This window comes from Paraburkholderia sp. CI3 (assembly GCF_050436505.1).
In the GTDB taxonomy this organism is placed as follows: domain Bacteria; phylum Pseudomonadota; class Gammaproteobacteria; order Burkholderiales; family Burkholderiaceae; genus Paraburkholderia; species Paraburkholderia tuberum.
In genome coordinates this window covers 295,005-312,223 of sequence record NZ_JBNDMI010000003.1, presented here as the reverse complement: position 1 = coordinate 312,223, position 17,219 = coordinate 295,005, and the positions used below count along the sequence as shown (strand labels likewise).

Genomic DNA, 17,219 nt, shown 5'->3' with positions numbered 1-17,219 from the left:
CTCCTGGAGCCATTCAGGTTTAGCGAATCACGGTCCGACCTGTGTTGCCATCACTCTCGATTCCCAACGCAACCTTCGACGCTCCACTTCAACAGGGTCAATTTCTTACGAGACGTTTCCCACTTCCGCTGGATGTATGCTCACGTATCCCTTCTGGTACGGACGATCATTGGCTAGTACCGCCCAGATCGTCCGCGCCATTCTGTTTGCCAGTACGACAATCACCACGTTCGGATGCCGCCGCTTTTTCAGCTGCTCGACCCACGCGCCTGGTTCTTTCGCATTTATCAACACACTGCGTGCACCGTGGATTAGCAGCGTTCGCAAATATGTGTCGCCGCGCTTACTTATGCCGTGAAGGTTTGCCTTGCCACCCGAACCGGTCTGCTTCGGCACCGACGCCCGTCCTTTAGCCGTAACTTCGCCGTACTCGGTTAGCAGTCCGCGCAAGCCGTTGATTTGCATGGCCCGGAACTTTCACAAGTTGCTCGCGCATGCGATGCAGCGCCAGCATTGCCTGCTGCATTTCAGTTTTCACCGCAACGGCCTTGCCAGGCTGCTGCACAGCAAGCGAGATCGCCCGGGCGTCCGCTGCGTCGTTCTTGTTTTGGATGTTGAATGCCTTCACGAATTCTCCTGGCATCAACTTGACTTGATGGCCCATCTTCAGCAGTGTCCGCGCCCAGTGGTGCGCACCACCGCACGCTTCCATGCCAATAAGGCAACGCAACCGGTTCGCGAAATGTTCGAGTAACGCCGCACGTTTGATTGGTTTGTTCACGATCTCGCCCGTGTCCTCGTCCACGTAGTGCACCTGGAAGACCGTCTTTGCAATATCGATTCCAACTGGCGTCAGCTTCATCTCGGCCTCTCCGGTTTGCCTTTGAACATCCACATAATCTTGCACCATGAGCATGCCCATGCCATAGGCCCGTGAAAGTCGACCTTTGTTACCTGCGAAATTCCTACCATTTCCTCAAGGCGGAGTGACCTTGCCCCCGTTTGACGAATCCCATAGCTGGAGGAATTACGCGGCTTCGCCTCGCTGAGTTGCGAACCAGTTCTTCTCGAATGTCATGGGGCTGACGTAGTCGAGTGTCGAGTGTAACCGGCGCGCATTGTAAAAGCCGAGCCAATCAATCACCTCATCCATTGCAGAACGCCGCGTGGCGAAGTGTCGTCCATGCATGCGTGCTACTTTCAGCGAACCCCACAGACTCTCGGTCGGCGCATTATCCCAACAATCGCCGCGTCGGCTCATCGACGAACGCATGCCATAGGCTTTCAACGTGTCCTGAAACAGGCCGCTGCAGTACTGGGCGGATTCAACCGGTCGCTATGCACGATTACGCCGGCTTCAGGGCGTCGCCGGAACCACGCCATACGCAATGCGTCTGTGACCAGTTCAGCCTTCATGTGCGGTTGCATCGACCAGCCCACCACCTGCCGGCTGAACAGGTCGATGATGACCGCGAGGTACACCCAACCTTCGGCTGTCGCCAGATACGTGATGTCGGTCGTCCAGACCCGGTTCGGCGCGTTAGCACTGAAGTTGCGCTCCAACAGATTCGGCGCGACTGGCAAATCGTGGTTCGAGTTCGTAGTCGCGATGTACTTGCGCTTGTGGCGGGCTCGAATGCCGTGCTGCGCCATCAGCTTGCGAACCCGCTCCTTGCCGACGCGAACGCCACGTGCAAGTAGCTCCTTGCACATGCGCGGCCAGCCGTACTCGCCTTTGACCTGCGCGTGAATCGCCTTGATGTTGCCAGCAGTATGTCGTTGCTCAGGCGGCTTCGCTGCGGCTTGTCCTGCGCAGCGCGTTGTCGGCGCTGATGATAGCCGCTGGGACTGACCTCCAGCACTTCGCACAGCACTGAGACCGGCCAGTGGCGCCGATTGCACTCGATGAACGCGTACTTCACATCGATTCCTTCGCGAAGTACGCCGCGCACTTTTTTAAAATATCGCGCTCCATCTTCAGGCGAGCCACTTCCGCACGCAGCCGCGCCAGCTCCATCTGTTCCGGGCTCACAGGCTTCGCGCCTGCTCCTGCCAGTTTGCCTTCCCGGTCAGCCTTTACCCAGTTGTACAGCGTCTGTTCCACCACACTCAGTGTCCCCGCCACTGCCGCCATGCTTTGCCCAGCCTTGACCAGTCGCACCGCTTCCAGTTTGAACTCGAGCGTGTACTGCGCTCGCTTTGCCTTGCTTGTCATCGTTCTTCTCCTTGCTTGAGTTTACCTGCTCAGCAAGAGATTCGTTTTTCGGGGGCAAGCTCAAACCTGTTCAACCACAAGGAGGCTCGCTACCGGGGCCTGGCTAAAACGGTGCGCAGTACGATACCTTGTTTGCGCTGGGCAATCTGGTGATTGCAAAGAAAGCGTTGTTGCAATCAATGGAGAACTCCGTCTGCGGGGCGGCATAAAGCGCAAAACAGTGGTGAAAGCCCCGCAGAAATGAATATTCGCACTGGCTGGTGGGCAAATCCGCTGGCGGTTCGCGACAGAATCCGCATCGTGCGAACAGCGCTGCACGATCCTTCTTTGTTCAGCGTTTCCTTAACGTCTTTAGCGTTTTACGCCAATCATTTGGCGGAAATGGTTCATCTGGTCTTGTAGTATCGAAGCGAGATGACACGTATGATCGGTGATGCCTTCTAGGGGCGTTGTTGCAAAACCCGAGGCGCTTCGCGAGGGCTTGACGTTTACGCGCAACGATCGGGTTATCCAGGATGTTAACTTCGCATCGAACTGCGTAGATTCTCGATTTTTTTCCCCGAGAAGATGCGCAAGGACGAACGCAAAGCAAGTGAGCCCAAAGGGGTGTACCGCGTCAGGAACTGGCGGGAATACAACGCCGGTTTGATCGCGAGAGGTGACGTGACCATGTGGATCGACGAAAGCGTACTGGTTCAGGTTTCCGGGGCTGGCCCGGCCAGGTGCGGTCGGCCGCGTGTCTACAGCGATGCAGTGATCCAGATGCTTCTCGGGCTCAAACAGGTTTTTCATCTGCCGCTGCGCGCTCTGCAAGGCTTCGCGCTCAGTCTGCACAAACTCGCCTACCCGGGCTTGCCGGTGCCGAACTACACGACCCTGAGCCGTCGCGCACAGACCCTGAAGGTCGTACTGCCAACGCAGCGCCCCGATGAACCCTTGCACCTGGTGATCGACAGTACTGGCCTGAAGGTGTACGGCGAGGGTGAGTGGAAAGTGCGCAAGCACGGCTATTCGAAACGCCGGACATGGCGAAAGGTCCATCTTGCGATGGACACGAACACCGGCCAGATCTGTGCTGCGCTGATGACCCATCAGGACGAAGGTGATGGCGAAGTGTTGCCGGATCTGCTCGACCAGATTCCGGCTGATGTGGTGATCGATACCATCGGCGGCGATGGTGCCTACGACACCAGGCCGTGCCACGCGCAGATTGCCGCGCGTAGCGCGACCCCATCGATTCCGCCGCGCGAGGGAGCGAAGCCCTGGCCAGATAGCACGCCCGGCGCCGCCTGGCGCAATGCAGCTATCGACGCTATCGGGAGAAGCAGTAGGCGCGAATGGAAACTGGCGACTGGCTACCACCGACGCTCGCTTGCCGAGACCTTGATGTACCGGCTCAAGGTACTCACGGGTGCCTGCCTGTGGGCTCGTGAAACTGGATCGCAGGCGACCGAAGTATCGATTCGTGCGGGCGTGCTCAACCGCATGACGGCACTCGCGCGCCCGCAGTCCGTCCGCATTGCCTGAGATCGAAGACATGGAAGTCATTTCGTTCTTACGCTATTTATGCAACAAGGCCCCTTCTAGGGCATGCAGTTATACATAAATGTCGGCATCACCCTTAACGCGTAACCCACGCCGTGTTTAGACAGCAACATGAACCTCTTTGACTCCAAGTCAGGTTGTTTTGACGCCAGGTTTTCCATTGCTGTTGCCGCCGAGGAATCCGCCGGGTTGGACTGCCAATCGTTCCGCAAGCATGCTCATTCGCGTGTCCAGACGCGCATCGCTGAGGCTAGTTGCTTGAATTCCGTCTCTGTCCAGTGCGTCGATGCTGGTTCCAATGCATCACCCAGAACGAGAGTAAAAGTCAAATGCCAAATTATTCAAGCGCCGCACTATGTCGCTGAATGTAAATACCTGTTCTCAAACCGAGCGTCGGCGGGAGAGATTTCGTATAACTGATATGCTGGAGGGCATATGCATCAAATTCTGAGTCCGATTGGCACTAAAATTGAAATTCCGGAAGTTGAGGCCGAGAACGGGACTACCTTCCAATTGACGGATCTGGTCGGCGCCAAGCGCTATTACGAAGAAAACGGCTACGTTGTTGTGCGCAACGTGGTCGATCCGGATATCTGCGATTCCATTCGCGGGGCTTTCGACCACACGGTCAAGCGCTATCCGGGATACATCTACCGTCAGGCCACCGCGAATCCAGAAAAGAACAGGATCAACGAGCACGGCTTCGTGATGAATCCGTTGCTCAATCTTCAGTCACTGAGTGACGCGGACTTCGCGCCGCTAAAGCGACTCGCTGTAAGTGTGTTTGCGAGCGCGCCCATTAAGTCCGTCAACCGGGAACTCTTTTCGGAAGAGGGGACGCTCGTTCAGAGCATGTATTTCGAGGGCAACTCGGAAACCTGGCCCCATCAGGACACGTATTACCTCGACAGCGAGAGCATCGGCACGATGGCTGCCTGCTGGTACGCCCTCGAGGACATTGATGCGGGCGCGGGCCGGTTCTTCGTGGTGCCGAAGAGTCATCGCATCGACATGGCGAAGAACGGGAAGAATTTTGATGTGGCGTTCAATCACGATCGCTACAAGCAACTGGTCAAGAAAATCCTGACGGAACATCGGCTTGAGTTTCGTGCGCCGTTCCTGCAAAAGGGCGACGTCCTGTTCTGGAACGCCAAGACGATTCACGGCAGTTTGCGCACGACGCGCCCGCAGTTTTCCCGCAGCTCACTGACATCGCACTTCATCCCAGCGTCTCATCGGTTCCTGCAGTTTCAGTCGAAAATCAAGCCTTTGCAGCTGCGAGAGTTCGACGGCATGGCATTTCATTGTCCCAAGGACATGGATCGTTTTTCCAGCAGAGTGGTCATGGGAGTGGAAACCACCTTTCCGAAGACGTTCCAGATGACCAAGAGATTGGCCATCAAGGTGTTGGTGAAGTGATGCACTCGGGGACGCTCGCGGGAAAAGGGAACTATGACCTTGCCCCCGTTTGACGAATCCCATAGCTGGAGGAATTACGCGGCTTCGCCTCGCTGAGTTGCGAACCAGTTCTTCTCGAATGTCATGGGGCTGACGTAGTCGAGTGTCGAGTGTAACCGGCGCGCATTGTAAAAGCCGAGCCAATCAATCACCTCATCCATTGCAGAACGCCGCGTGGCGAAGTGTCGTCCATGCATGCGTGCTACTTTCAGCGAACCCCACAGACTCTCGGTCGGCGCATTATCCCAACAATCGCCGCGTCGGCTCATCGACGAACGCATGCCATAGGCTTTCAACGTGTCCTGAAACAGGCCGCTGCAGTACTGGCTGCCCCGGTCGCTATGCACGATTACGCCGGCTTCAGGGCGTCGCCGGAACCACGCCATACGCAATGCGTCTGTGACCAGTTCAGCCTTCATGTGCGGTTGCATCGACCAGCCCACCACCTGCCGGCTGAACAGGTCGATGATGACCGCGAGGTACACCCAACCTTCGGCTGTCGCCAGATACGTGATGTCGGTCGTCCAGACCCGGTTCGGCGCGTTAGCACTGAAGTTGCGCTCCAACAGATTCGGCGCGACTGGCAAATCGTGGTTCGAGTTCGTAGTCGCGATGTACTTGCGCTTGTGGCGGGCTCGAATGCCGTGCTGCGCCATCAGCTTGCGAACCCGCTCCTTGCCGACGCGAACGCCACGTGCAAGTAGCTCCTTGCACATGCGCGGCCAGCCGTACTCGCCTTTGACCTGCGCGTGAATCGCCTTGATGTTGCCAGCAGTATGTCGTTGCTCAGGCGGCTTCGCTGCGGCTTGTCCTGCGCAGCGCGTTGTCGGCGCTGATGATAGCCGCTGGGACTGACCTCCAGCACTTCGCACAGCACTGAGACCGGCCAGTGGCGCCGATTGCACTCGATGAACGCGTACTTCACATCGATTCCTTCGCGAAGTACGCCGCGCACTTTTTTAAAATATCGCGCTCCATCTTCAGGCGAGCCACTTCCGCACGCAGCCGCGCCAGCTCCATCTGTTCCGGGCTCACAGGCTTCGCGCCTGCTCCTGCCAGTTTGCCTTCCCGGTCAGCCTTTACCCAGTTGTACAGCGTCTGTTCCACCACACTCAGTGTCCCCGCCACTGCCGCCATGCTTTGCCCAGCCTTGACCAGTCGCACCGCTTCCAGTTTGAACTCGAGCGTGTACTGCGCTCGCTTTGCCTTGCTTGTCATCGTTCTTCTCCTTGCTTGAGTTTACCTGCTCAGCAAGGGATTCGTTTTTCGGGGGCAAGCTCAGTCGATGCCTATCGCCCCATCCGCAGTAGTGTTTTCACCCATATCGTTAAATTCCGATATATGATTCGTTCTGTAGCGATGCATGTCGCGCACGCCATGCGGCGTGCCGGTTGCCGAATCACCTGAAAACCATCCACATGACGCCCGATTTCGACGCGATCCACAAAGCGCTGGCCAACCCGGTCCGCCGGGAGATTCTCGGCTGGCTGCGTGAGCCGTACGCGCATTTTGCCGATCAGGAGTTGCCGCTCGACCACGGCGTGTGCGCGGGCAAGATCGACTCGCGCTGTGGCCTGTCGCAGTCCACCGTGTCGGCGCACCTGGCCGCGTTGCAGCGCGCGGGGCTCGTCACGTCGAAACGGGTTGGTCAATGGGTGTTTTTCAAACGCAACGAGCCCGTCATTCAGGCGTTCCTCGAATACATGAACGCGAAGCTCTGAGCGCCGCATTCGCATCGCCGCGCTTCCTTTTTCACGCAGTTTTTTGAGGCTCGGGCCTTGCCCGCCGCCAAAGGTGAACTCTTATGCCGACTCTTTTCGATCCGCTGCAAATTGGCGATATCACGCTGCCGAACCGCATCATCATGGCGCCGCTCACGCGTCAGCGCGCCGAGGAAATCCGCGTGCCGAACGCGTTGATGGCGCGCTACTACGCCGAGCGCGCGAGCGCCGGTCTGATCCTCAGCGAAGCGACATCGGTCACGCCGCAAGGCGTCGGCTACGCCGAAACGCCGGGCATCTGGTCGCAGGAGCAGGTCGAAGGCTGGAAGCTCGTCACGCAGGCCGTGCACGACGCGGGCGGCAAGATCTTCCTGCAGCTCTGGCACGTCGGCCGTATTTCGGATCCGGTGTTCCTGAACGGAGAGCTGCCGGTCGCGCCGAGCGCGATCGCGGCGGGTGGTCACGTGAGCCTCGTGCGTCCCGAGCGTCCGTTCGTGACGCCGCGCGCGCTCGAGCTCGATGAAATCGCCGGTGTCATCGAAGCGTTCCGCAAGGGCGCGGAAAACGCCAAGGCCGCGGGCTTCGATGGCGTCGAAGTGCACGGCGCGAACGGCTATCTGCTCGACCAGTTCCTGCAGGACAGCACCAACAAGCGTACCGATGCCTACGGCGGCCCGATCGAAAACCGCGCGCGTCTGCTGCTCGAAGTCACCGACGCGTGCATCAGCGTGTGGGGCGCAAACCGCGTCGGCGTGCATATCGCGCCGCGCCGCGACGCGCACACGATGGGCGATTCCGATCCGGCCGCAACGTTCGGCTATGTCGCGCGCGAACTCGGCAAGCGCAAGATCGCGTTTATCGCGGCACGTGAAGCGCTCGGCGACGACCGCCTCGGCCCGCAGTTGAAGGAAGCGTTCGGCGGCCCGTATATCGCGAACGAGAAGTTCACCAGGGAAAGCGCGCAGCAGGTGCTCGACTCCGGCGAAGCGGATGCGGTGGCCTGGGGTCAGCTGTACATCGCGAATCCGGATCTGGTGCGCCGCTTCGCTGAAGATGCGCCGCTGAACAAGCCGGTCCCGGCGACGTACTATGCGCGCGGCGAAGTCGGCTACACCGATTATCCGGCGCTCGAAACGGTGTAATCGGTAGCGACAGCGGGCTCATGTCCGCTGTATGAAATGACAAAGCGGCGGGCGTGACTGAATTCCAGTCACGCCCGCCGCTTTTTGTGCGCTAGAAAAGCTCGCGCCGCATAAACACCCGTTTCGATTCATCGAGTCCGCGCGCGATATGCGCGTCGCGCCGCGCGAGCAACGCCGCGTCGAGCTCCGACGTGTCGAGATCGCGAAACCCGAGCCGCCGGTAATACGGCGCATTCCACGGCACGTCGCGATACGTCGACAGCACCAGCTGTGTCAATTGTCGCGCGCGCGCGATTCGCGCGACCTCTTCGATCAATGCCGCGCCGATGCGCCTGCCCGCGTGCGAGCTCAGCACATCGAGTTCCTGGACGTAGATGCGCGTCGGCTGCGGCTCGAACATCACGAAGCCCGCGCAGATCGTCTGCTGGTCGAGCGCGACGATGATCTCGCGCGCTTTGATCTTGCGCTCGACGACCTCGCGCGCCATGGGCGGCGCGTCGGCAATCCCGGTCATGCCGACGCTGACGAAACGCAGGCCCGCTTCGAATTCGATGGCACGAATCGTTTCGGCTTCGTGCAAAGCGGCAAATCGGAAGGTGATGGCGGAATCGTGCGACATGGCGTTGCGTCCGATGAAGACCGCCCGAGTTTGACATCGGCACCGCAACATCGACAAGCGGCATATGGCATAAACTCGCGCAAGCGCCCTGCACGCACGCTCGCGGGACTACACTCATCACATCCGAACGCCACCCGAGGCCACGCCAAGATGAACCTGATGAACGTGCTGCAGATCGCGCTGCACCTCGACCAGCACCTGAGCGCGCTGATCGTGCAGTTCGGCACGGCAATCTACGCACTGCTGTTTGTCGTCGTGTTCGTCGAATACGGTTTTCTGCCGCTGTTCTTTCTGCCCGGCGATCCGCTGATCTTCATCTGCGGCGCGCTCGCGGCCACCGGCGCGTTGAACGTGTGGATCATCGCGCCCGTGCTGTTCGTCGCGACGGTCGCCGGCAGCAGCGTCGGGTACGCGATCGGCCATGCGGTCGGCGACAAGGTCTATACCCGCAACTACTACTGGCTCAATCGCGATGCGCTGCGCCGCGCCCACGTGTTCAGCGAGACGCGCGGCCGCCTGACCTTCCTGCTGTCACCGTACATCGCCGTGGTGCGCACGTTTGCACCGTTCGCCGCGGGCGTGTCGCGCATGACGTTCTCGCGCTTCGTCACGTTCGTCACCGCCGGCGCGGCGCTGTGGGTCGTCTCGCTGATCGCGGGCGGCTATCTGTTCGGCAATGTGCCGGTGGTGCGCGAGCATCTGAGTTCGCTGGTGTTGCTAGGCCTCGCGCTCGGCGGTGCGATGCTCGTCGGCGGAGCGGTATGGCGCTTTTTCAACCGGCGCGTGCGGGCGCGCTGAGGCCATCGCGGCGACGTCCCAGCGTACGGCCTCCCGCCACCTCAAAACTTGACCCGGGCGAGATACGAAGGTAACCTTATCAGGAAACCTTCACATCATGTCATCGCACGAGTTCACCGCATGACCCAATCCCCTCCCGCAGTTACGCCGGAAGAACTTCATACGCTCGCCGAAGATCTGCGCGTGCTGGCGGGCAAGCTGCGCCGGCGTCTGCGCGAAGAGTCGCATGTCGGCGACTTCACGCCGTCGCAGGTGCAGGTGCTGAACTTGCTGGAACGCGAAGGCCCGGCCACCGTCACCTCGCTCGCGCGTGCGCACGGCATGCGGCCGCAGTCGATGGGAGAAACGCTCGCGGTACTGAAAGCCGCGGGGCTCGTCAGCGGCACGCCCGATCCTAACGATGGACGGCAGACGGTTCTGTCGCTGACACCCTCCTTTCGCAAGAAGGTCAAGGCAAGCCGCGCGGCACGCGAAGACTGGCTGTACCGCACGATTCAAACGCGTTTCACGGCAGCCGAACAGCAACAACTCGCGACGGGCGTCGATCTGCTGAAACGTCTCGTCGATTTGTAACTCGCGATTCGCGCACACGCGTCTCGCCACTCGCAGGAGCACTTCATGGCACTCACGACTCTCGACGCCAAAACCGCACTGGTCGTCGTCGACCTGCAGCGCGGCATCGTCGCGCTGCCCACCGCCCCCCATCCGGCCAGCGAAATCGTCGAACGTTCGGTTACGCTGCTCGACGCGTTCCGCCGCCACGGCCTGCCCGTCGTGCTCGTGAACGTCACCGCCGGCGCACCGGGCCGCACCGACCAGGGTCGCCACTCCGCCGACTTCCCGCCCGGCTTCGCCGACCTTCTGCCCGAACTGAAGCAGCAGCCGTCGGACCATCTGGTCACGAAGCGCACGTGGGGCGCCTTCACGAACACGGACCTGGCCGCGTATCTGCAACAGCAAGGCGTCACGCAAGTGGTGCTCGTCGGTATCGCGACCAGCATCGGCGTCGAATCGACCGCGCGCTTCGCGAGCGAGGCGGGCCTGAACGTCGCGCTCGTCGTCGACGCGATGACCGATCTGAACGCCGACGCGCACACCAACAGCATCACGCGCATCTTCCCGCGCCTCGGCGAAACCGGCACGACGCGGGAAGTGCTCGATCTGCTAGAACGTTCGCGCGCTTAAAGCCTGAATTGAAGCGGGCCGCTACCCGCATGCGGCCCACCCCGCGTTGAGGAAACCCCTGCCGTGAGCACCACGTTCCGTTCGCTGCGCATATTCAACTATCGTGTCTGGGCGAGCGGCGCGATCGTCTCGAACATCGGCACATGGATGCAGCGCACGGCGCAGGACTGGCTCGTGCTCACCGAGCTTACGCATCACAACGCGACGGCGGTGGGCATCGTGATGTCGCTGCAGTTCGGACCGCAGATGCTGTTGCTGCCGCTCACCGGCTACGCGGCCGATCACGTCGACCGCCGCAAGCTGCTGTTCGCGACCCAGGCGGCAATGGGTACGCTGGCGCTCGCGCTCGGTCTGCTCACGGTCACGGGGCTCGTGCAGCTATGGCAGGTCTACGTATTCGCGGGCCTGCTCGGCTGCGTGACCGCGTTCGATTCCCCCGCACGCCAAACCTTCGTATCCGACCTCGTCGGCGAACGCGATCTCGCGAATGCCGTCGCGCTGAACTCCACGTCGTTCAACGCCGCGCGCATGCTCGGGCCAGCGGTCGCGGGTCTGTTGATCGCGTCGGTGGGCAGTGGCTGGGTGTTTCTGATCAACGCGCTTTCGTTTGTCGCCGTGCTCGGTGCACTGCGCATGCTGCGGCTGGACCAGTTACAGATCAAGCCGCGCAATGTGCGCTCGCGCGGCAGCTTCGTCGAAGGCTTCAAATATGTCTGGACACGCCCCGATCTGAAGGCGGCGCTCCTGATGCTGTTCCTGATCGGCACCTTCGGCCTGAACTTCCCGATCTTCATCTCGACGATGTCCGTCACCGCGTTCCGTGCGGGCGCGGGCGAGTACGGCGTGCTCAGCTCGACGATGGCGATTGGCTCGGTCACCGGCGCTCTGCTCGCCGCGCGCCGCGCGCGGCCCACCATGGGGCTGCTGCTCGGCGCCGGCGCGATGTTCGGCGTCGGCTGCACGGCAGCTGCGCTGATGCCGAACTACGTGCTGTTCGGCATCGTGCTGATTGCGATCGGCGTGTCGACGCAGACCTTCACCACCTCGACCAATAGCCTCGTGCAACTGACCACCGAACCGGCCATGCGCGGCCGCGTGATCGCGATCCTGCTCGCGATCGCGCTCGGCGGCACACCGCTCGGCGCGCCGGTGGTCGGCTGGGTCGCCGACCGTTTCGGGCCGCGCTGGGCGCTCGGCGTCGGCGCTGCATCGGGCTTCGGCGCCGCGCTCGTCGGACTTGTCTATCTGATGCGATACCGGCAACTGAGTTTCTATCGCGAAGGCTGGCGCCTGCGTTACAGCATCGAAGATCCGCGGCCCGTCACGGCCACCACGGTCATTCCCGACTCCGTAACGACGGTTCAGCGTAGCGAGCTGGACGAGGCGGAAGAGGATACGGCTTCGAGCGTGTAAAAGCGCAAGCGTGTGAGCACCGGATCCAGGCAGGCGCAGCTCAGAGTCCGCCCACGCCGCGCGTCGCCAGTGCACACGGTCCGTGCGTCAGCGGCTCCCTGAGAAACTCGATGCACACCTGAATCCGCGCCGACGACGACAAACGCTCGGCCGTCACCGCCCACACTCCCGTATCCCTCCTTCGCCCACTGCACGACGATGTCGCTCAGATTCGACGCGACCGTGCCCGTCACCTTCACGCTCCTTTCGCCATGCGGCCCGCTCAGGCGCCAGACCCCGAAGCGGTCGCCGCGGCCGCGAAACAGTGGGGCAAGGGGCAGTCGTTTGAAGCCGGTTTGAATGCAATGCCCGGCGTACTCAGGCCGTGGTTAACCCGGAGTGCGCCGCGGCAGCTCGTGACACACGTCGATCCATCCCGTTGTGCCGCACCGCGGCAACGAGACCAGGAAAATCCTGGCTTGCGCGGCGCCCGTTTAAAGGCGCCAATGATTCAGCCGTAGAAGCTGACAAAAACATTTCCCATTCAGGAGACGTCATGCAAACGAACGCATCGGCAAGCAGCGGGCATAGCTCGCAGGCGCGCAAGGCTACCGCCAGCGGCTGGATCGGCTCGGCACTCGAGTACTACGATTTCTTCATCTATGCGCAGGCCGCCGCCCTGATCTTTCCTCAGCTGTTCTTCCCTTCCGGTAATCCCAAGATCGCGATCGTCGCATCGCTCGCAACCTACGGCGTCGGCTACGTCGCGCGGCCGATCGGCGCGGTCGTGCTCGGGCACTGGGGCGATACACACGGGCGCAAGAACGTACTGCTCGTCTGCATGTTCCTGATGGGTCTGTCGACGATGGCGGTCGGTCTGCTGCCGACCTATCAGCACGTCGGCTTTCTCGCGCCGGTGCTGCTCGTCGTGCTGCGACTGATCCAGGGCTTCGCGGTCGCTGGTGAAATCTCGGGCGCCAGTTCGATGATCCTCGAACACGCGCCATTCGGGCGACGCGGCTTTTATGCGAGCTTCACGCTGCAAGGCGTGCAGGCCGGCCAGATTCTGGCCGCCGCGGTCTTCCTGCCGCTCGCCTATTTCATGAACGACGCCTCGTTCAATGCGTGGGGCTGGCGCATTCCGTTCCTGCTCAGCTCGGTTGTGCTGATCGCCGGCTACATCATCCGCCGCGAAGTCCACGAAACACCCGCGTTCGAGAAGGAGGACGCGAGCGGCGGCGTGCCGCGCTCGCCGATCGTCGAAGCGTTCAAGTACAACTGGGACGACATGCTGCGCGTCGTGCTGTGCTCGCTGATGAACGTGATCCCGGTCGTCGCGACGATTTTCGGCGCGGCGTACGCGGTGCAGCCGTCGTACGGGATCGGCTTTTCGAAGAGCCTGTATCTGTGGATTCCGGTAATCGGCAACATCGTCGCGGTGCTGGTGATTCCGTACGTGGGCAATCTGTCCGACCGGATCGGGCGGCGTCTGCCGATCATCGTCGGCTCGCTCGGCGCAGGGCTGCTTTCTTTCGCGTATCTGTACGCGATCAGCATCCACAACGTGCCGCTCGCGATGGTGATGTCGATCCTGATGTGGGGCGTCATCTATCAAGGCTACAACGCGATCTTCCCGAGCTTCTACCCGGAACTGTTCCCGACCCGTTCGCGCGTCTCCGCGATGGCGATCGGCCAGAACATCGGCACGACGATCACCGCGTTGCTGCCGGCGCTGTTCGCCTACGTCGCGCCGCCGGGATCGCACAACGTGCCGCTGACGATCGGCGCGATCACGTTCGCCATCACGATCGTCTGCGCGATCGCCGCATGGAGCGCGCGTGAGAACTTCCGTGTGCGGCTTGGCGACCTCGGCGCAAAGAACGTCGTGCCGCTCGACAAGCTCAGCTACGACGCAATGCGCGCGCAGAGCATGGCCGACGCGAAAAAGGCCGCTGCTTGAGCCCGCTTGCCCTTTAACGCGTCTTGATCAGGACTTTCAGGGAACCCGCTCATGAACCGCACCCGGATCGCCGTCGCCGGCGCGGGGTACATCGGCGGCGTCCATCTGGCGGTCGCGCAGCAAAGCGACGCGTGCACGCTGTCGGCGATCGTCGACCCGTCGCTCGCGGCCGAGGCGGGCGTGCCGCTCTGGTCAAAGGACAGATTTGCGGCTTCGGCGTGGGCAGCTATCTGCTCGGGCTGCGCGCGGCGGTATCGGCGGCGGGCTAGCCACGGGAACGCGCCGCGCGGCGCTGGCCTCGCACGGCTAGCGCCATGTTTCGGTCAACTCGTTGGCCAGCACCATCTTCTGGCGCACCACCTCGACGAAGGCCGCGTCGATGCCCGCCTGCGCCTTCAGGAATTTAAGCGCGGCGGAATGCACGGCGCGCAACGCGCCGCCGTCGATGCCCGTCATACGCGCCGCGCCGCGGCGCGTTTCCTCGACCAGATCGCGCGCGCTCGTTAAGTCGGGCGACAAGCCGCATTGCGCGTCGAACGCGGCGCGCAGACCGGCCGCGTAGTCGCGCGACTCGCCGAGCCGCTCCATATCGATCAGCAAATCGACGCCCTCGCCCATGCGCAGCGCGCAGAGGATCCACAACGCAATGAACGCGCGATACGCGTTGTCGCTGTCCACCGTGCGCGCGAATTGCTCGCAGGCGACGGCATACGCGTCATCGGGCATCGACGGTTGCGGCGGCAGGCGTACGCCGCACACGCCGATCGCTTCGCGCACCAGCGGGTCCATCTGATTCAGACCGAGCACGCGAAACGGCGCGGCGACAAAGAATGCATTGCTCCACTGCTGCCGCAGCATCCAACCCGATGCGAACTGCGATGCGGGATTGCGCAGCACGCCCACGTGCAGCGCCTCGGCAAACGCGCGCTTCAGCCACGGCAGACGACCGCCCGTGCGGCAAAACTTGAAGACGGGCACGCGGCCCTGCTCGATCGTGTGCTCGCTCAGCGCGCGCAGATAGGCCTGCAGTGAAGAGAATGTCGCATCGGGATCGCGCGTAAAGCGATCGATGCTGAAGCGCCGGTCGTAACCCGCCACGCCGCGCGCATCTTCGCGCAGAAACGGGCGGTATTCGTCGAAGTATGGTGCGGCGAGCGGCGGGTGCCCCGAGGTCAAGGTCGGCCGCGAAGCGGGCACGTCGGCGGGTTTGAGATCGGCGAGCACATTGCTGAGCGGCTCGTAAAAACCGGCCGCGCGCTCGTGTTCGCGCAGCCGCGACCACACCCACGTGCCCGCGCTGCGCCAGCCCGTGTGCAGAAAAACCGCCTGTTTCAGCGGAGTATTGGGCGTGGCGTCGTACGCGGACGACTCATGAGGCAACGGCATGGGACTTCTCTTCCAATGATTGGATCAATAGACTGGAAGCGCCACTTTACCCTGTGATCGGTCCGGACGCATTATGCTGCGAGATTCCCCGCTCCCGCCATTGCACCCACCTCGCACCCATGAACGATTCGGCCGATATTCGCTTCCTGCTCACGCTGCGCGCGAGCGGCAGCCTGATCGCCGCCGCGCGCCGACTCGCGCTGTCGCCGTCGGCGGTCACGCAGCGCCTGCAGCAACTCGAAAAGAAGCTCGGCATGCAGCTCGTGAACCGCAGCGCGCGCCGCCTGCAATTCACCGACGAAGGCCTGCTGCTGTGCGAGCGCGGCGCCGAACTTATCGAGCAGTTCGACGCGTTGTTCGACGATCTGCAAACGCGCCGCGGCGGCCTCGTCGGCACGCTGAAGATCAATGCGCCGCTCGGTTTCGGACGACGCCATCTGGCGCCGCTGATCGGCGAGTTCCAGCAGCAGAACCCCGACATCGACGTCGCACTGACGCTGTCCGACCGGCCCTTGACCGAAACGCTCGATCGCTTCGATATCGTCGTGCATATCGGCGAGCTGCCGTTGTCGAACCTGGTCGGCTATACGATCGCGCCGAACGCGCGCTTCGTCTGTGCGGCGCCCGCGCTCGTCAAGCGAATCGGCCAGCCCGAATCGCCGGCTGCGTTGAGCCGGCTGCCATGCATCGTGCTGCGCGAAAACAATGAGGACGTGTCACTGTGGCAGTTCAGCAAGGGCCGCACGCGCCGCGGCGTGCGCGTATCCGCGCATCTGAGTTGCAACGACGGTGACGTGATCCGCCAATGGGCCTGCGAGGGACGCGGCGTGATTCTGCGCTCCGAATGGGACGTCGCCGAGGATCTTGCGAAGGGCAAACTCGTGCGTCTGCTGCCGGGCTGGAAAGCGCCGGACGCGAACGTGATCGCGCTCACGCATCAGCGGGCGGGACTGCCCGCGCGCACGCGCCATTTCATGCAGTATCTGCAAGGCCGCTTCAGGCCGCTGCCACCGTGGCGGCGGTGATTCAGTCCATCTGAATCTAAGAGTTAACCTATCTGAACGCTGAAGTACTATCGAAAACCTATAATTGACTCATCCTCAACAGCCGGCCCCATGCAATCATGACTGCCGCCGCCCATTCCACCGACACCCCCGCCTACCCCGACGCGGTCCTGTTCGACCTGCTAACCGCCCTGCTCGACTCGTGGACCTCATGGAACCGTGCGGCAGGCTCCGACGAAGCGGGCCGCGCATGGCGTGCCGCCTATCTGCATCTGACATACGGCTGCGGCCGCTACGTTCCCTACGAACAACTGGTGCGCGAGGCCGCCACGCAAGTCGGTTTGTCCGAATCGGCCGCGAACGCGCTCCAGGCGAACTGGCTGAACCTGACGCCGTGGCCCGGCGCGCTCGGTGCGTTGCGCGCGCTCGCGCCGCACTGCAAGCTCGCGGTCGTCACCAATTGCTCGACGCGGCTCGGCTCGCAGGCGGCCGCGCTCTTGCCCGTGCGCTGGGACGCGATCGTGACCGCCGAGGAAGCCGGCGTCTACAAGCCGGACCCGCAACCGTACCGCCTCGCGCTCGACAAGCTCGGCGTCGAGTCGCGCCGCGCCGCGTTCGTCGCCGGCTCGAGCTACGACATGTTCGGCACCGCGGCCGTCGGCTTGCGGACCTACTGGCACAACCACGTCGGCCTGCCGCTCGTCACGGGAGCGCAGGCGCCCGAGGTCGAAGCGGCATCGCTCGATGGGCTGGTGCCGTGGCTCGCAGGCTTTGGCCGCGATCGTCGTCACTGA

Annotated in this window: 14 protein-coding genes and 7 pseudogenes; 15 read left to right on the top strand and 6 right to left on the bottom strand. The window is 62.2% G+C overall.

Annotation, left to right across the window (positions count from 1 at the left end; translation table 11 throughout):
- Positions 1–105: 105 nt before the first annotated feature.
- Both OKW29_RS10300 and OKW29_RS10295 read right to left on the bottom strand, forming a co-directional pair.
- Positions 106–862, bottom strand: a pseudogene (locus OKW29_RS10300) (IS110 family transposase).
- A 165-nt stretch (positions 863–1,027) separates the two neighbouring features.
- Positions 1,028–2,215 (bottom strand): annotated as a pseudogene (locus OKW29_RS10295) (IS3 family transposase).
- Between the two features lie 63 nt (positions 2,216–2,278).
- On the opposite strand from OKW29_RS10295, the pseudogene OKW29_RS10290 reads away from it, so the two are divergent.
- The 4 genes and pseudogenes from OKW29_RS10290 to OKW29_RS10275 form a co-directional block, all read left to right on the top strand.
- Positions 2,279–2,424: pseudogene (locus tag OKW29_RS10290) on the top strand (IS5/IS1182 family transposase); the annotation flags it as partial.
- 31 nt (positions 2,425–2,455) lie between these two features.
- Complete coding sequence (locus OKW29_RS10285; RefSeq protein ID WP_429290973.1) at positions 2,456–2,617, top strand: hypothetical protein; 162 nt, start codon at positions 2,456–2,458, stop codon at positions 2,615–2,617.
- Positions 2,618–2,782: 165 nt separating this feature from the next.
- The gene (locus tag OKW29_RS10280) at positions 2,783–3,742 is read left to right on the top strand and encodes an IS5 family transposase (protein ID WP_429290972.1); all 960 of its coding nucleotides are present in this window, start codon (positions 2,783–2,785) and stop codon (positions 3,740–3,742) included.
- 453 nt (positions 3,743–4,195) lie between these two features.
- A complete protein-coding gene (locus OKW29_RS10275) occupies positions 4,196–5,179 on the top strand; it encodes a phytanoyl-CoA dioxygenase family protein (RefSeq protein WP_018424982.1) in 984 nt (327 codons plus the stop codon).
- A gap of 74 nt (positions 5,180–5,253) precedes the next feature.
- Here OKW29_RS10275 and OKW29_RS10270 read toward each other — a convergent pair.
- A pseudogene (locus OKW29_RS10270) lies at positions 5,254–6,436 on the bottom strand (IS3 family transposase).
- Between the two features lie 200 nt (positions 6,437–6,636).
- Between OKW29_RS10270 and OKW29_RS10265 the strand changes: the two are divergent.
- The gene (locus tag OKW29_RS10265) at positions 6,637–6,939 is read left to right on the top strand and encodes an ArsR/SmtB family transcription factor (RefSeq protein ID WP_184036555.1); all 303 of its coding nucleotides are present in this window, start codon (positions 6,637–6,639) and stop codon (positions 6,937–6,939) included.
- Positions 6,940–7,022: 83 nt separating this feature from the next.
- On the top strand, positions 7,023–8,081 hold the full coding sequence (locus tag OKW29_RS10260; protein ID WP_429290971.1) for an alkene reductase: 1,059 nt from the start codon (positions 7,023–7,025) through the stop codon (positions 8,079–8,081).
- A 91-nt stretch (positions 8,082–8,172) separates the two neighbouring features.
- On the opposite strand, the gene OKW29_RS10255 is transcribed toward OKW29_RS10260, so the two are convergent.
- Positions 8,173–8,700 carry a GNAT family N-acetyltransferase gene (locus OKW29_RS10255; RefSeq protein ID WP_429290970.1) on the bottom strand — a complete coding sequence of 176 codons (528 nt, stop codon included), beginning with the start codon at positions 8,698–8,700 and terminating at the stop codon, positions 8,173–8,175.
- A gap of 150 nt (positions 8,701–8,850) precedes the next feature.
- Between OKW29_RS10255 and OKW29_RS10250 the strand changes: the two genes are divergently transcribed.
- From OKW29_RS10250 to OKW29_RS10235, 4 genes are all read left to right on the top strand, one after another.
- On the top strand, positions 8,851–9,498 hold the full coding sequence (locus OKW29_RS10250) for a VTT domain-containing protein (protein WP_184036546.1): 648 nt from the start codon (positions 8,851–8,853) through the stop codon (positions 9,496–9,498).
- 120 nt (positions 9,499–9,618) lie between these two features.
- Positions 9,619–10,071: a MarR family winged helix-turn-helix transcriptional regulator gene (locus tag OKW29_RS10245; RefSeq protein ID WP_184065162.1), complete on the top strand. Its 453-nt coding sequence runs from the start codon at positions 9,619–9,621 to the stop codon at positions 10,069–10,071.
- A gap of 45 nt (positions 10,072–10,116) precedes the next feature.
- On the top strand, positions 10,117–10,683 hold the full coding sequence (locus OKW29_RS10240; RefSeq protein WP_187629144.1) for an isochorismatase family protein: 567 nt from the start codon (positions 10,117–10,119) through the stop codon (positions 10,681–10,683).
- Between the two features lie 63 nt (positions 10,684–10,746).
- Positions 10,747–12,096: an MFS transporter gene (locus tag OKW29_RS10235; protein ID WP_429290969.1), complete on the top strand. Its 1,350-nt coding sequence runs from the start codon at positions 10,747–10,749 to the stop codon at positions 12,094–12,096.
- A gap of 40 nt (positions 12,097–12,136) precedes the next feature.
- On the opposite strand, the pseudogene OKW29_RS10230 reads toward OKW29_RS10235, so the two are convergent.
- A pseudogene (locus OKW29_RS10230) lies at positions 12,137–12,401 on the bottom strand (LysR family transcriptional regulator); the annotation flags it as partial.
- A 230-nt stretch (positions 12,402–12,631) separates the two neighbouring features.
- On the opposite strand from OKW29_RS10230, the gene OKW29_RS10225 reads away from it, so the two are divergent.
- From OKW29_RS10225 to OKW29_RS10215, 3 genes and pseudogenes are all read left to right on the top strand, one after another.
- Positions 12,632–14,035 carry an MFS transporter gene (locus OKW29_RS10225; protein WP_429290968.1) on the top strand — a complete coding sequence of 468 codons (1,404 nt, stop codon included), beginning with the start codon at positions 12,632–12,634 and terminating at the stop codon, positions 14,033–14,035.
- A gap of 51 nt (positions 14,036–14,086) precedes the next feature.
- Positions 14,087–14,227, top strand: a pseudogene (locus OKW29_RS10220) (gfo/Idh/MocA family oxidoreductase); the annotation flags it as partial.
- Positions 14,218–14,304 (top strand): annotated as a pseudogene (locus OKW29_RS10215) (type II 3-dehydroquinate dehydratase); the annotation flags it as partial. The pseudogenes OKW29_RS10220 and OKW29_RS10215, both read left to right, overlap by 10 nt.
- Before the next feature lie 37 nt (positions 14,305–14,341).
- On the opposite strand, the gene OKW29_RS10210 reads toward OKW29_RS10215, so the two are convergent.
- The gene (locus tag OKW29_RS10210) at positions 14,342–15,421 is read right to left on the bottom strand and encodes a hypothetical protein (RefSeq protein WP_429290967.1); all 1,080 of its coding nucleotides are present in this window, start codon (positions 15,419–15,421) and stop codon (positions 14,342–14,344) included.
- A 119-nt stretch (positions 15,422–15,540) separates the two neighbouring features.
- Between OKW29_RS10210 and OKW29_RS10205 the strand changes: the two genes are divergently transcribed.
- Complete coding sequence (locus OKW29_RS10205) at positions 15,541–16,446, top strand: LysR substrate-binding domain-containing protein (RefSeq protein WP_429290966.1); 906 nt, start codon at positions 15,541–15,543, stop codon at positions 16,444–16,446.
- A gap of 98 nt (positions 16,447–16,544) precedes the next feature.
- On the top strand, positions 16,545–17,219 hold the full coding sequence (locus OKW29_RS10200; RefSeq protein WP_429290965.1) for an HAD-IA family hydrolase: 675 nt from the start codon (positions 16,545–16,547) through the stop codon (positions 17,217–17,219).

Excerpts from the sequence above, each read along its gene's own strand:
- OKW29_RS10210 (WP_429290967.1), bottom strand. The coding sequence starts at position 15,421 with ATGCCGTTGCCTCATGAGTCGTCCGCGTACGACGCCACGCCCAATACT.
- OKW29_RS10240 (WP_187629144.1), top strand. The coding sequence starts at position 10,117 with ATGGCACTCACGACTCTCGACGCCAAAACCGCACTGGTCGTCGTCGAC.
- OKW29_RS10280 (WP_429290972.1), top strand. The coding sequence starts at position 2,783 with ATGCGCAAGGACGAACGCAAAGCAAGTGAGCCCAAAGGGGTGTACCGC.
- OKW29_RS10205 (WP_429290966.1), top strand. The coding sequence starts at position 15,541 with ATGAACGATTCGGCCGATATTCGCTTCCTGCTCACGCTGCGCGCGAGC.
- OKW29_RS10285 (WP_429290973.1), top strand. The coding sequence starts at position 2,456 with ATGAATATTCGCACTGGCTGGTGGGCAAATCCGCTGGCGGTTCGCGAC.
- OKW29_RS10265 (WP_184036555.1), top strand. The coding sequence starts at position 6,637 with ATGACGCCCGATTTCGACGCGATCCACAAAGCGCTGGCCAACCCGGTC.
- OKW29_RS10275 (WP_018424982.1), top strand. The coding sequence starts at position 4,196 with ATGCATCAAATTCTGAGTCCGATTGGCACTAAAATTGAAATTCCGGAA.
- OKW29_RS10200 (WP_429290965.1), top strand. The coding sequence starts at position 16,545 with ATGACTGCCGCCGCCCATTCCACCGACACCCCCGCCTACCCCGACGCG.
- OKW29_RS10255 (WP_429290970.1), bottom strand. The coding sequence starts at position 8,700 with ATGTCGCACGATTCCGCCATCACCTTCCGATTTGCCGCTTTGCACGAA.
- OKW29_RS10260 (WP_429290971.1), top strand. The coding sequence starts at position 7,023 with ATGCCGACTCTTTTCGATCCGCTGCAAATTGGCGATATCACGCTGCCG.
- OKW29_RS10250 (WP_184036546.1), top strand. The coding sequence starts at position 8,851 with ATGAACCTGATGAACGTGCTGCAGATCGCGCTGCACCTCGACCAGCAC.
- OKW29_RS10225 (WP_429290968.1), top strand. The coding sequence starts at position 12,632 with ATGCAAACGAACGCATCGGCAAGCAGCGGGCATAGCTCGCAGGCGCGC.
- OKW29_RS10245 (WP_184065162.1), top strand. The coding sequence starts at position 9,619 with ATGACCCAATCCCCTCCCGCAGTTACGCCGGAAGAACTTCATACGCTC.